11 protein-coding genes and 1 pseudogene are annotated in these 14278 nt (G+C 55.3%); 6 read left to right on the forward strand and 6 right to left on the reverse strand.

Going from position 1 to position 14278, the window contains the following annotated elements:
- The first annotated feature begins 154 nt into the window (after positions 1-154).
- On the forward strand, positions 155-634 hold the full coding sequence (gene hcp / locus LCD46_12910) for a type VI secretion system tube protein Hcp (protein ID UOY69001.1): 480 nt from the start codon (positions 155-157) through the stop codon (positions 632-634).
- Between the two features lie 48 nt (positions 635-682).
- Here the strand turns inward: hcp and LCD46_12915 are convergent, their stop codons facing one another.
- Entirely contained in the window at positions 683-1870 is a 1188-nt protein-coding gene (locus LCD46_12915; protein ID UOY69002.1) for an MFS transporter, read from the reverse strand.
- 115 nt (positions 1871-1985) lie between these two features.
- Between LCD46_12915 and LCD46_12920 the strand changes: the two genes are divergently transcribed.
- Together LCD46_12920 and LCD46_12925 are read left to right on the forward strand one after the other, a co-directional pair.
- A complete protein-coding gene (locus LCD46_12920) occupies positions 1986-2942 on the forward strand; it encodes an AraC family transcriptional regulator (GenBank protein ID UOY69003.1) in 957 nt (318 codons plus the stop codon).
- 102 nt (positions 2943-3044) lie between these two features.
- Positions 3045-4673 (forward strand): annotated as a pseudogene (locus tag LCD46_12925) (alpha,alpha-trehalase).
- Positions 4674-4794: 121 nt separating this feature from the next.
- On the opposite strand, the gene LCD46_12930 reads toward LCD46_12925, so the two are convergent.
- Together LCD46_12930 and LCD46_12935 are read right to left on the reverse strand one after the other, a co-directional pair.
- Complete coding sequence (locus LCD46_12930; GenBank protein UOY69004.1) at positions 4795-6897, reverse strand: TonB-dependent siderophore receptor; 2103 nt, start codon at positions 6895-6897, stop codon at positions 4795-4797.
- 112 nt (positions 6898-7009) lie between these two features.
- Positions 7010-7264, reverse strand: a complete 255-nt coding sequence (locus LCD46_12935; GenBank protein UOY69005.1) for a GlsB/YeaQ/YmgE family stress response membrane protein — start codon at positions 7262-7264, stop codon at positions 7010-7012.
- Between the two features lie 208 nt (positions 7265-7472).
- Here LCD46_12935 and LCD46_12940 point away from each other — a divergent pair, with 208 nt between their 5' ends.
- Positions 7473-8204, forward strand: coding sequence for a flagellar brake protein (locus LCD46_12940; GenBank protein UOY69006.1), 732 nt, complete (start codon positions 7473-7475; stop codon positions 8202-8204).
- A 38-nt stretch (positions 8205-8242) separates the two neighbouring features.
- Here the strand turns inward: LCD46_12940 and emtA are convergent, their stop codons facing one another.
- Positions 8243-8854 carry a membrane-bound lytic murein transglycosylase EmtA gene (emtA, locus tag LCD46_12945; GenBank protein ID UOY69007.1) on the reverse strand — a complete coding sequence of 204 codons (612 nt, stop codon included), beginning with the start codon at positions 8852-8854 and terminating at the stop codon, positions 8243-8245.
- A gap of 107 nt (positions 8855-8961) precedes the next feature.
- On the opposite strand from emtA, the gene ldcA reads away from it, so the two are divergent.
- Together ldcA and LCD46_12955 are read left to right on the forward strand one after the other, a co-directional pair.
- Entirely contained in the window at positions 8962-9876 is a 915-nt protein-coding gene (ldcA, locus tag LCD46_12950; protein ID UOY69008.1) for a muramoyltetrapeptide carboxypeptidase, read from the forward strand.
- Between the two features lie 97 nt (positions 9877-9973).
- The gene (locus LCD46_12955) at positions 9974-11707 is read left to right on the forward strand and encodes a potassium/proton antiporter (protein ID UOY69009.1); all 1734 of its coding nucleotides are present in this window, start codon (positions 9974-9976) and stop codon (positions 11705-11707) included.
- Positions 11708-11753: 46 nt separating this feature from the next.
- Here LCD46_12955 and dadX read toward each other — a convergent pair whose 3' ends face one another.
- A complete protein-coding gene (gene dadX, locus LCD46_12960; protein ID UOY69010.1) occupies positions 11754-12824 on the reverse strand; it encodes a catabolic alanine racemase DadX in 1071 nt (356 codons plus the stop codon).
- 9 nt (positions 12825-12833) lie between these two features.
- Entirely contained in the window at positions 12834-14132 is a 1299-nt protein-coding gene (locus tag LCD46_12965; GenBank protein ID UOY69011.1) for a D-amino acid dehydrogenase, read from the reverse strand.
- Between the last annotated feature and the right edge of the window lie 146 nt (positions 14133-14278).

A 14278-nucleotide genomic window follows, 5' to 3' on the forward strand; every position in this document is an offset into this window, starting at 1 on the left:
TATTTTAGGTTATGGGATAGTATTATTTATCCTTATTCTTGCCATGCTAGTCGTGAATTACATCGAAGATGACCTGACTGCAATGGGAATCATTGGCGTCATTGTGCTCGTCGTTTACTCAATTGTCTTTTTTTACCAGGGAAAGGAATGAAATATGCCTACTCCAGCACATATATGGTTTACTGATGAAAATAACGCGCCCGTTATTGGTGAATGTTTAATGCCTACAAGATTGGGCTCTACCGAACTAAAATCGTTTAACCACTCGGTCTGGATCCCCACCTGTTCCAACACGGGAAAGCTGACAGGGACACGCCTTCATGTTCCAATTACCTTTGAAAAGGAAATAGACCGCATCACACCCTATTTATGTCGTGCTGTATGCACAGGCAAAACATTCAAATCTGCATTAATAAAAATGTATAAAATCGATGACGCCGGTATTGAGCGCGAATACTTCCATATCACTTTGGAAAACGTCAAGATAACGAGGATTTCGCCAGTATTGCATCCATTAGGTATCGCGAGTGCGCACATGGAAGAAGTCGAACTCCGCTATGAATCAATTGAATGGAAATATTGCGAAGGGAACATCATGTTTAAAGACACCTGGAATGAAAGAGCGACAGCATAGAACGATGGACACCCGATAAGTCCCTCTCCCAAAGGAGAGGGAAAGCACTCACTCTGCTTTAACTTTTACACCCATAAACACAATCACCATCGCCGTCACCAGCAGGAAACCACTTCCGGCAAATACGCCGCTGGCACCGTTGAGGTCAAATACCGCCCCGCCCCCGGCCGCACCCGCACTGATTGCCAGCTGAATTGAGGCCACCAGCAGCCCCCCTGCACTTTCGGCTTCATCCGGAACGGTGGTAGCAAGCCAGGTTGACCAGCCCACCGGAACCAGACCAAACGCAAAGCCCCACAACGCAACCAGGAATCCATCCAGCATCGCCAGATGACCAAACGCCACCATCGTGAGGGCGAGTACGCCCATCGCAAACGGTACCAGCGCCAGCGTCAGGCGCAGATTACGTGCCAGCAGGTGCCCGGCGACAGAGGTGCCCACAAAATTGGCGAGTCCAAAACCCAGCAGGATCAGTGAAATACTCTCAACGCTTACCTGACCTACTGTTTCCAGGAACGGACGCAGGTAGGTAAAGAAGGCAAAGTGGCCGCTGAAGATCAGGATGGTCGCCAGCATGCCGCCGATCATCCCCGGACGACGCAGCACCCGGAACAGCGTACTCAGGCTACCGCTGCTCTCCGGTTTCATGGAAGGCAGCACCCAGAGCTGCCACAGCAGCGCCAGCATACTTGGCAGAATGCAGAGAATAAAGACGTTACGCCAGCCGATCAGGCTACCCAGATAGCTTCCCAGTGGGGCAGCAACTACGGTGGCAATTGATACACTGGAGAAGATCACCGCCAGCGCTTTCGGCACTTTATCCGCAGGAACCAGACGCATCGTCGTGGCCGTCGACATCGCCCAGAATCCGCCGATGGCAACCCCCAGCAGCAATCGCCCCATCAGCAGGACGTGCAGGCTGGGCGCAAAAGCCACCAGCAGGCTGGAGATGATTTGCAGCACGGAGAAAAACATCAATACCCAGCGGCGGTCGATGTTCTTGGTGGCCGGCGTGATCAGCAATCCCGTGACCAGCGCCACCAGTGCGGTGGCGGTTACGGCCTGACCGGCCATCCCCTCACTTACCCCCAGGCTCGCTGCCATCGGCGTCAGCAAACTGGCGGGCAGAAACTCTGCCGTAATCAACCCAAACACTCCCAGCCCCAGTGAATAGACCGCTCGCCAGGCGGGTTTTGCAGGCGCGATGGCCTCTCTCGCCGCGACACATGAATTCATCTGTTGTTCTCCCGTTATGAAAATGTGACAACTGTCGCAAAAGCATAGAAGGTTCACCCTGGACGATCTATGACATATAATCTCCACTTATTGATTATTCGTCCGGAGTTGCGCCATGACCGTACAGTCACCCGATCTGATCAGCGAACTTTTACGCGGCATGCGCCTGTCAGGTGTGAAATACCGGCGCATCCAGGCCAGTGCACCGTTTGGCGTCGCGTTCCATCAGGCACCCGGTAGGGCGCAGTTTCATTTTGTAAGCCACGGTAGCGCCCTGCTGCGAATGGAGAGCGGTGCAACGTTCGAACTGAGCAGTGGTGACGCCCTTTTTATTCCTGCCGGCAATTCCCATGCCCTGCTCTCAGACGAGCAGGCGACCATTACGCCCATTAACGCCTTTCCCAGCGAGCCCATCTGCAGCTCGGTGTGTGCCATCACCTGCGAGCCCTGCCCGGAAAGCGAGAACACCATCATCTTTAGCGGGTGCATGGATTTTGAGCTGGGCGGGATGCAGCCACTGATCAAGGCGATGCCGGAAGTGATGATGGTCAGCCGGTTGATGTCCACCTGGCCGGAGATCCATCCGTTGCTGGCGGCGATGGAGCGGGAATCCGTGGCGCGTCAGGCCGGGTACGCGGGGATCCTGGCGCGACTGGCCGACGTGGTGGCAGCGTTAATCGTACGTGGCTGGGTTGAAGGCGGCTGTGGCAAAGCCACCGGCTGGGTGCAGGTACTGCGTGACCCACGCCTGAGCCGCGCCATTTACGCTATGCACCAGCAGCCTGGCCTGAACTGGAGCGTGGCAGACCTGGCAAAAGAAGCGGGGACTTCCCGTTCTGTATTCGCAGAACGGTTTCTGGCGGCGACGGGAACTACGCCGGCAAAATATCTCAGCGAGCTGAGGATGAGGCTGGCCATTCAGTACATTCGACACGAAAATCAGCCGATTGAAACCGTCGCGCTGCGGCTGGGATACGGCTCTCTGGCGGCATTTAGCCGGGCATTTAAGCGCATTATTGGACATGCGCCGGGCACGCTGCGGGAAACCAGCCAGACGCCGGAAGAGGCCTGACCGAACAGCAATATTTAACGCGAAGCAGGCAATATTCGTCTAAGGTTTTCAGGTGATTGACAACAGCGGTCACGCTGTTTAGTGAAGACAGGAGACGAACTAATGATAAGACCTCGTACACTACGCCCTGCTTTCCTGGCCCTTGCGTCAGGAGGCGTGCTGCTCGGCGTAACGACATTGGGTTATGCCGACGATAGCCCCGCGCCCCAGACAACCTCACCTGATATTTTGCTGGGCCCTCTTTTCAATGATGTGCAAAGTGCCAAACTGTTTCCCGATCAGAAAACCTTCGCTGATGCAGTCCCCAAAAGCGACCCGCTAATGATTCTGGCGGATTATCGGATGCAGCACACGCAGTCCAGCTTTGACTTACGCCACTTTGTCGAGATGAACTTCACGCTCCCTGCGGAAGGGGAAAAATATGTTCCGCCTGCTGGACAAAGTTTACGTGAGCACATTGACGATCTCTGGCCCGTACTGACGCGCACCACGGATAAAGCCAGCAACAAATGGGATTCCCTTCTGCCGTTACCCAAACCTTACGTGGTGCCCGGCGGGCGTTTCCGTGAGGTCTACTATTGGGACAGCTATTTCACCATGTTGGGCCTGGCGGAAAGCGATCACTGGGACAAAATCAGCGACATGGTGGATAACTTTGCGTATGAGATTGACACCTTCGGCCACATTCCCAACGGCAACCGTAGCTACTACCTGAGCCGCTCCCAGCCACCGTTTTTCTCAATGATGGTTGAGCTGCTGGCGACCCACGACAGCGATGCGCTGAAGAAATATCGTCCGCAGATGGAGAAAGAGTACGCTTACTGGATGGATGGCGTAGATGCCCTTCAGCCGGGGCAAGCCAGTAAACGGGTGGTGAAACTGGATGATGGCGCCATTCTCAACCGCTACTGGGATGACCGCGATACCCCGCGCCCGGAGTCATGGCTTGACGACGTGAATACCGCCAAAAGTAACCCTAACCGTCCCGCGACGGAGATCTACCGTGATTTGCGTTCCGCTGCGGCTTCGGGCTGGGATTTTAGCTCCCGCTGGATGGACGATCCGCAAAAGCTCGGCACGATCCGGACCACCAGCATTGTGCCCGTCGATCTGAATGCCCTGATGTTCAAGATGGAAAAACTGCTGGCGCGGGCAAGCCAGGAGAGTGGCGATGCCGCCAGCGCAAGCAAATACGAAACGCTGGCAACCGCGCGTCAGAAAGCCATCGAGAGCCATCTGTGGAATGATAAAGAGGGCTGGTACGCCGATTACGATCTCAAGAGCAAAAAGGTGCGTAATCAACTCACGGCGGCAGCCCTGTTCCCACTTTACGTGAAGGCGGCGGCACAGGATCGGGCCGACAAAGTGGCAGCAGCAACCTCGTCTCGCTTGTTGAAACCGGGCGGGATTTCCACCACCACCATCAACAGTGGTCAGCAGTGGGATGCGCCAAACGGCTGGGCCCCGCTGCAGTGGGTGGCCGCGGAAGGTCTGCAGAATTACGGGCAAGAGAAGGTCTCGATGGAGGTAACCTGGCGTTTCCTGAAGAACGTTCAGCATACTTACGACCGCGAAAAGAAACTGGTCGAGAAATATGACGTGTCGACAACCGGGACCGGTGGCGGCGGAGGCGAGTATCCGCTGCAGGACGGCTTCGGCTGGAGTAACGGCGTAACGCTGAAGATGCTGGATAGGGTGTGTCCGAAAGCGAAACCGTGTGACAGCGTGCCGGAAAATCAGCCTGCGGCAAATGATGAGGTGGCACCGGTGAAAGCGACGGCGCAGAAAGTGAGTATTGCCGGGTGGCGGCTACGCCTTACCCGGCCTACGTTTTGTACTCACCGGGCTTTGCTTAGAAACTGTAACTCGCCCCTAGCTGATACGTCCTGTCACGCCCAATCCAGCAGTTGGTCGCGTCGTAGCAGGTCAGCGTCTCTTTGTTGGTGATGTTCTGTGCGCTGGCCTTAAGCGTCAGCCCTGCCAGCGAAGGCATAATTTCCCCCATCCGGTACGAAGCCGCCAGATCGTACTGCGTTGCACCACCCAGTTTACCCGCATCGTTAGCCGGAGAGATTTCCATCGGCCCGGTGTAGCGTGCGCCCGCACCCAGCATCAACCCTTTCAACGCCGTGTTCTCAAAGGTGTAATCCCCCCAGAGATTAAAGGCGTTTTCCGGCACCTGCGTTGGACGTTTCCCTTTGTACTTGTCATCTTCCGTATTGATCGCGTGGGTGTAGGCATAGTTAGCAATCAGCGTCAGGTTATCCATCGGACGGCTGATGGCGGACAGTTCTGCCCCTTTTGATTCCACTTCCCCGGTCTGACGATAGTTCAGGAAGCCCGGATCGGAGGTGACGACGTTTTTCTGACGGATGTTAAACACCGAGGCGGTAAAGGTGGTGGCGTAGTCGGCCAGCAGATATTTTACCCCGCCTTCCACCTGCTTGCTGGTGGTCGGTTTGACGTCTTTCGCCACGAGCGTTCCCTGCGGTGACACTGGCGCAAAACCTTCTGAGTAGCTGATAAATGGCGAAATCCCGTTGTCGAAGGCGTAAAGCGCCCCCAGGCGTTTGGTAACGCGGTCCTGCGATACCCAGGCTTTATCGCCGTTTTGCAGATAATTGGTGGTGACGGAGCGGTAATCGTCGTAGCGCAAGCTGCCCAGCAGGTTGAGGCCGCCAAATTCCACCTGATCCTGCAGGTAATAACCGTTCTGTTGGTAGCTGAGACGGTTTTTCTGGGCGGTGTAGAGCCCCAGCGCGCTTTCCTGGATCTGCGAATAGTCAGGATGACGCATATCCATACCCGGCGTGGCCGACGCGTAGCGATAGTGGAAATGGGAGTTCAGCTTCTGATAGTCAAACCCGGCCAGCAGATGGTGTTTCCAGTCACCCAGCGTAACGGTTTTGGTCACCTGGTTATCGATGTTAAAGCTCTTAAGGTCTTCATCGGTGGTGTAGGCAAAGCGGTTGAGCTGGTACACCTCACTTCCCGTCCCTGTCGCGTAGACGCTGCGCTGGTGGGTATCAACGTCGAAATAGCGCGCTTTCTGATTAAAGCCCCAGCCGCTGTCAAATTCGTGTTCGAAGCTGTAGCCCAGCATCCACTGACGCTGCTTAAATCCATTCCACTCATCTCCGGCGTAATCGCGCTTGCCCGCGTATTTCGAGCGCAGGTAAGCGAGCGGCAACGGGTTAGACGGCGTCAGGCTCGGGGTATTTTGCGCCAGGGCATCCAGGGTGAGGCGGGTTTTACTGTCCGGTTGCCAGGTGACAGATGGGGCAATCAGGTAGTTTTCATACCGGGTAGTGTGCGGCTGATCGTCATTTTCCGTCGCTTTACCCAGCAGACGATAACTCCAGTCGCTGCCGGCAATTTGTCCGGTTGAGTCGAGATAGCCCTCTTTCAGATTACGGTTCCCGGTGTTAAAACCGACCTCAGTTCGGGCTTCTCGCTGCGGCTTTTTACTTTGAATATTCACCAGCCCGCCCGGCGAACCGCCGCCGTATAGGACCGATGAGGGACCTTTCAGGATATCAACGCTGTCTATTAACAGCGGATCGATGCGCGCCTTGGTGTTTCCGGTGACGTTATAGGGTAGTTGCAGCCCGTTGTAGAACTCCTGGTCAACGGTAAAGCCACGAATTTTATATTCGCTCATATAGGAGGTATTCCCCCGTACCTCCGTTGAGACGCCCGGGGCATAGCGCAGGATTTCATTCACCGAATTCGCGTGACGCTTTTCTATTTCCGGCGCAGAGAGGGTCGTGATGACCTGCGGCGTTTTACTTTCAGCAACGGCCGATTTCGTGGCGCTGTTCGTCCAGGCCGGTAGCGCGCTGCCCTGCTCTGAGCCCGTAACAACGATGGTGGATTCTTCGGCAATCGCCTGGGCCTGTAATGCCAGCGTGACGGCACCTGCCAGGGCGCACAGCGCAAAACGTGAGGTATTCATAATGTCGTCTTGTTGTTAGATACAATTAGGAACGACAATTATTATCATTTAGATTAGCAAATCAATACTCCGGTAAAAAAACGGCCCTCCGCAGAGAGCCGTTTATGTCAATTTATGCTCGTCGCAGTAACCTGAATATGACCAGCACCACAATGGCACCCACGACAGCGACCAGAAAACTGTGCAGGTCGAAACCACTTATGTTGCCTCCAAAGCCAAACATCGTCGCCAGCCAGCCGCCCACAACCGCACCAACGACCCCGAGTACACAGGTCAAAATAAAACCGCCACCATCACGCCCCGGCATGATCAGTTTGGCAATAGCGCCGGCAATTAGACCAAAGATAATCCAGGCGATGATACCCATAGCGATGCCCTCTTGCAGGTTTAACGCGTGCGCAGAAAACCTTCTGCACAGCTAACTTAAGTATAGGTCATCGCCGGAAAACCATTTTCATCTCACCGACTTATCTTTGCTTAAACAGGCAAAAAAAACTCACCGGTTTGTATTAAGTTTCATTGTTGATTGCCGATAACGCTAAGACAGTCTGTCATCTTTCAAGGAGCCATCCGGCGTGAGTCATTACAGTGAGCAGTTCCTCAAGCAAAATCCGCTGGCTGTATTAGGGGTATTACGCGACCTGCAAAAAGGCGAAGTGCCGCTGCGCATCAGTTGGTCGAATAATCAGTTCATCAGCAAGATCCTTGATGCCTCGCAGGAGCGGCTGGTTATCGACCTTGGCAGTCAGGAGTATGAAAACCGTGCCGCACTGAAAGCGGAAAATATCGCAGTGATGGCCGAAACGCAGGGTGCGAAAGTGGAGTTTGTGCTGCCACGACTGGAACTGAGTGAATACCAGGGGCTTCCTGCTTTTGTTACGCCTCTTCCCACCAATCTCTGGTTTGTCCAGCGTCGTGAGTATTTCCGCATCAGCGCTCCACTTCAGCCAGCCTATTTTTGTAAGGCCAAAATGCCTGACAAAAAAGAGATCCGTTTCCGCCTCTTCGATCTGTCTCTGGGCGGTATGGGCGCGCTGATGGATACCGCGAAACCTGAGGGGCTGGTTGAAGGCATGCGCTTTACCCAGATAGAACTGGATATGGGAGGCTGGGGTCGCTTTTATTTTGATGCACAGCTGATTGCCATCAGCGATCGCAAAGTCGTAGACAGCAAAAATGAAACTATCACTACGCCACGCCTGAGCTTCCGTTTCCTTAACGTGGGGCCCGGCGCAGAGCGCGAGCTTCAGCGTATTATCTATTCACTGGAGCGGGAAGCGCGGCAACGCGCCAATAAAGTTCTGTGAGAAAAGTCGGGCAGCGTAACCGCCGCCCGTCTACGGCATTACATAGCATCCATCGCTTTCTGAACTTTCCAGATATAACGAGGTGCCTGTGGTGCCGGGTGATTCTTAGCTACATGCTCAAAGAACTCATCTTTGTCCATGCCATTAATTTCTGCTATCGCCTCTTTCCGGTCAGAGGAGAAGGTTCTGAGCAACGCGCCGGCACCGTTTACATAAGACACCACCAGCGCATACTGCATCACTTCCGGGTCCTGAATCCCCTTCAGCACCCCATGCTCCATAATGCTCAGGTAGGCGGTTCCCATCGAAATGTTGCGTTCCGGGTTCTTCAGCTCACTGGTCGACGGCTGCCCGCTCCAGCCCATGTAACGGTAGACCTCTTTTCCCGCCGTTGACGCTTTAAGCTGCATCAGCCCCACCGCGTTGGATTTGCTGACGAGCGTTGGATTACCGCCGGACTCCACCGCAATAATCGCCGTGATCAGTCGTGGACTAACGCCCCAGGCCTTTCCGGCTTGTTCGCTGATCGGCATCCACTGCATAGCCCGTTTTACAGGCACTTCCGGGTTCCAGGGCGGGTTTTGATAATCATGTTTAGAACTACAGCCAGCAAGCAACACAATCAAAAAAGCAAACCATCTCAATTTCACGTCATCTATCCTTATAGCCGGTCATCGCGGTGCGCCGCCTCTTGAAGCGGGCGGCGTATAAGCGGCATGATATAGACAATTAGTTTCTCATTCAGCAAGGAATTGCCATGTCTCAGTTTCATCTCATCGCGCCCTCGGGCTACTGCATTAACCAGGACGCGGCACAACGGGGCGTTCAGCGCTTGCTGGAATCCGGCCATCAGGTAGAAAATCAGACGATTATCCCCCGCCGTCTTCAGCGTTTTGCCGGAACGGAAGCGCAGAGGCTGAATGATATTAATAACCTGGTGAACCTGAAGGGCGAAAACCAGATTGTGCTCGCGGTGCGCGGGGGATACGGTGCGAGCCGCTTACTGGAGAGTATCGACTGGCAAGGGCTGGCACAGCGTCAACAACAGGATCCGCTGCTGATCTGCGGACACAGCGATTTCACGGCGATCCAGCTTGGGCTGCTGGCCTTGCATAACGTCATCACCTTCAGCGGCCCGATGCTGGCCGGTAACTTCGGTGCGCCGGAACTGGATCCCTTCACCCAGGAGCATTTCTGGCGCGCGCTGCGTAATCCCACCTACAGCGTGGAGTGGCAAGGCAATGGGCCGCACTGGGAATGTGAAGGCCAGCTCTGGGGCGGCAACCTGGCGATGCTGGTCTCGCTGATTGGTACGCCGTGGCTGCCGCAAATTGAGGACGGCATTCTGGTGCTGGAAGATATCAACGAACATCCGTTCCGCGTTGAGCGTATGTTATTGCAGCTTTATCACGCCGGGATCCTCGAACGTCAGTCCGCGATTGTACTGGGCAGCTTTAGCGGCTCGGCACCGAATGATTATGATGCAGGTTACTCTCTTGAAACCATGGTCGATTTCATTCGCTCGCGGCTGGATATTCCGGTTATTACGGGGCTGGATTTTGGCCATGAGCAGCAGACTGTGACCCTGGCGCTGGGCGCACACGCCGCCCTGATTCATGATGATTCAGGCAGTCGACTAACCATCAGCGGCCATCCTGTCATAAAGGCATAAAAAAACCGTTTAACCCCCTTAATAAAACGCTGTTGCCACCGTTAATATGTTAGGGTTTTAGTAACAGCGTTAACATTGAGGTGGGAGAAAGACAACATTGGATGCCGCAGCGATAATCAGCCTTTTCATTCTGGGTTCTGTGCTTGTAACCAGCAGTATTTTATTAAGTTCATTTTCATCGCGTCTCGGCATACCTATTCTTGTTATTTTCCTTGCCATCGGCATGCTGGCTGGCATTGATGGCATCGGCGGTATCCCATTCGATAACTACCCTTTCGCTTACATGGTGAGTAACCTCGCGCTGGCGGTGATCCTGCTGGACGGCGGGATGCGCACCCAGGCGAGTTCGTTCCGCGTGGCCTTAGGGCCTGCACTGTCTCTCGCGACGATCGGTGTGTTGATTACCTCTGGACTGACCGGGATGATGGCCGCGTGGCTTTTCCATCTCAATATCATGGAAGGTTTGCTGATTGGCGCTATCGTTGGCTCAACCGATGCCGCTGCCGTGTTTTCCCTGCTCGGCGGAAAGGGGCTTAACGAACGTGTCGGTTCCACGCTTGAGATTGAATCCGGCAGTAACGATCCGATGGCGGTGTTTCTCACCATCACGTTAATCGAGATGATTCAGCAGCACGAAAACGGGCTGAGCTGGATGTTTGCCTGGCATATTCTGCAGCAGTTCGGTCTGGGTATTTTCATCGGTCTGGCGGGAGGATATCTGTTACAGCAGATGATCAACCGTATCTCGCTTCCTCTGGGGCTTTACCCTCTGCTGGCGCTGAGCGGCGGCATTCTGATTTTTGCCGTTACCACGGCGCTGGACGGCAGCGGCATTCTGGCGGTTTATCTCTGCGGATTCCTGATGGGCAACCGTCCGATTCGCAACCGTCACGCCATTTTGCAGAACTTCGACGGTCTGGCATGGCTGGCGCAAATCGGCATGTTCCTGGTGCTGGGTCTGCTGGTCACGCCGTCAGACCTGTTGCCGATTGCCGTTCCGGCGCTGTTGCTTTCAGCATGGATGATCTTCTTCGCCCGTCCGCTGTCGGTGTTTGCGGGCCTGCTGCCGTTTCGCGGTTTCAATCTGCGTGAACGGGTTTTTATCAGTTGGGTGGGGCTGCGTGGTGCGGTGCCGATTATTCTTGCCGTCTTCCCGATGATGGCCGGTCTGGATAATGCGCGGTTGTTCTTTAACGTGGCGTTCTTTGTGGTACTGATTTCCCTGTTGTTCCAGGGAACCTCGCTCGGGTGGGCGGCGAAAAAAGCCAAAGTGGTGGTCCCTCCTGTCGGCTGGCCGGTTTCCCGCGTGGGGCTGGACATTCACCCTGAGAACCCATGGGAACAATTCGTCTATCAACTGAGCGCCGACAAATGGTGTGTGGGAGCATCGCTGCGCGATTTACATATGCCGGCCGAAACGCGTATTGCCGCGCTGTTCCGTGATAATGCCCTGTTGCATCCTACCGGCAGCACTCGTCTGCGCGAAGGCGATATCCTGTGTGTCATTGGCCGCGAGCGCGATCTGCCTGCGCTGGGCAAGCTGTTCAGTCAGTCACCACCGGTGGCGCTGGATCAGCGCTTCTTTGGTGATTTTATTCTGGAAGCGAGTGCCAAGTTTGCCGATGTGGCGCTGATTTACGGTCTGGATGAAGGACTGGAGTACCGCGACAAGCAGCAGACGTTAGGGGAAATCATTCAGCAACTGCTGGGTGCAGCCCCCGTCGTTGGTGACCAGGTGGAGTTTGCCGGGATGATCTGGACGGTGGCCGAGAAAGAAGATAACGAGGTCAGGAAAGTTGGCGTGAGGCCAATGGACGAGGAAGCGGAGTAGTAGTTTTTTTGCCGGGTAAGCGCTAGCGCTACCCGGCGAATATATGTTACACCGTCACAACCGGCACTCTTGGTGCCAGCGCGCACATTAATTCGTACCCCACCGTTCCCGCCGCGGCAGCCACATCGTCAATTTTGATTTCGTTACCCCACAGCTCAACCGGTGAACCGATCCCCGCCTGCGGGCATGGCGTCAAATCAACGGCCAGCATATCCATAGAGATGGTACCCACCGTACCGGAGCGCACACCATCTACCAGGACTGGCGTACCGGTCGGGGCGATGCGCGGGTAACCGTCGGCATAGCCGCCCGCCACAATACCAATCCGTTGCTCACCCTTCGCCCGGTAACGGCTGCCGTAGCCCACCGTGTCACCGGCCTTCAGCGTCTGCACGCCAATAATTTCACTGCGCAGGGTCATGACCGGCTTCAGGCCGCTGTTGGCGATATCCTGCCACTGACCTGACGGAGATGCGCCGTACAAGACAATCCCCGGTCGTACCCAGTTATAGTGGGCTTCAGGATGCCATAGCGTGGCGGCTGAGTTTGACAGCGAGCGCGGACAATCCAGCCCTTCAGCCGCCTGCTCAATACGCACCATGGCATCGGCAATGCCATCAGGTTTTTCCGCATCGGCAAAGTGCGCCATCAACGTCATTTCACCCACATTCTTCAGCGCACGCAGCTGTTGCCAGACGGTGTGCACCCGCTCAGGCTGGAAGCCCAGGCGGTTCATACCGCTATTGACCTTGAGGTAAATATCCAGCGGCGCATGCAGTTTTGCATCCTGCAGGGCTTTAATTTGCCAGTTACTGTGAACGCTGGTGGTCAGACGGTACTTATCCAGTAACGGCAGGTCGTCGGCGTGGAAGAAACCCTCAAGCAACAGGATGGGCCCTTTCCAGCCGCGTTCACGCAGCAGAATGGCCTCTTCCAGATTCAGTAACGCAAAACCGTCGGTCGCGCTGAGGGCGCTCCAGATACGGTCAATACCGTGGCCGTAGGCATTCGCTTTGACCACCGACCAGACGCGTGAACCAGGTGCTGCCCGGCGAACAATTTGCAGGTTATCCTTCAGGGCCTGCAGATCCAGCTGAGCCAGAACAGGACGGGACATGACGACTCCTTAGTTATGCGCGCCGTGCAGGTGCTGTGGACGTGACGGCGTAAACCCTGATTGATAGCGTGCTGCGCTTAAATCGTCAAACGGAATAGCCGGCGTGCGCCCGGAAATCAGGTCGCTCAGCAGTTGACCAGACCCGCAGGCCATCGTCCAGCCAAGCGTGCCGTGTCCGGTATTGGTCCACAGATTTTTAAACGGCGTGCGCCCAACTATCGGTGTGCCGTCGGGAGTCATTGGACGCAGGCCGGTCCAGAACGTTGCCTGCTCAACAAAACCCCCGCGCGGGAAGAGATCCCCCACCACCATCTCCAGCGTTTCACGACGCGGCTTCAGCAGCTCGGTGTTGAAGCCGACAATCTCCGCCATGCCGCCGACGCGGATGCGGTTATCGAAGCGCGTAATTGCAATCTTGTAGGTTTCATCCAGGATGGTCGACACAGGCGCGCCGCTCTCCTCTTTCACCGGAATGGTCAGCGAGTAGCCCTTGAGCGGATAGACCGGAATATCGAGAATGCCTTTCAGCATGGCAGTGGAGTACGAGCCAAACGCCATGACGTAAGCATCAGCTTTGATCACTTCGTCGCCGCACTTCACGCCGTAAATCTTTTCCCCTTCCGACAGCAGCTTATCGACAGAGGTGTTAAAGCGGAATTTCACCCCCGCCTGCTCGCACATTTGTGCCAGACGTTGCGTAAAGAGCTGGCAGTCACCGGTTTCGTCATTCGGCAGGCGCAGACCGCCCGTCAGTTTGTGCGCCACTTCCGCAAGGGCCGGTTCAACCTGACCAAGCTGGCTCGCTTCCAGCAGCTGGTACGGTACGCCGGCATCTTCCAGCACGGCGATATCGCGGGTCGCATTTTCGTACTGTTGCTCCGTACGGAACAGCTGTAGCGTCCCGCCCTGGCGGCCTTCGTACTCAATGCCGGTCGACGCGCGCAAGGCTTTCAGGCAATCACGGCTGTACTCCGCCAGACGCACCATGCGCCCTTTGTTTTCCATGTAGTGGCGGGTGTCGCAGTTGCGCAGCATCTGCCACATCCACTTCAGCTGAAACTGGGTGCCGTCGAGGCTGATGGCCAGCGGCGCATGGCGCTGGAACATCCATTTAATCGCCTTCAGCGGAACACCGGGTGCCGCCCACGGCGCCGCATAACCCGGAGAGATTTGCCCGGCGTTTGCCGCGCTGGTTTCAAGCGCTGGACCGGATTCACGATCGATAACGGTTACGTCATGTCCCGCCTGACTTAAATACCAGGCGCTGGTTACGCCAACGACACCACTTCCCAGTATGACAACACGCATAGCCACTCCATTATGTGCAAAAGAACAATCTTCTAATTACAGATTGATAACCTAGTTGAAAATATTATTCAACATATGACTTTTTTATGGTGACTTACCTCACACATCCCCCAGCATCAGGGGATAGTGCTAATTTGGGATCTCCT

The organism is Enterobacter ludwigii (assembly GCA_023023105.1).
Lineage (GTDB): Bacteria > Pseudomonadota > Gammaproteobacteria > Enterobacterales > Enterobacteriaceae > Enterobacter > Enterobacter adelaidei.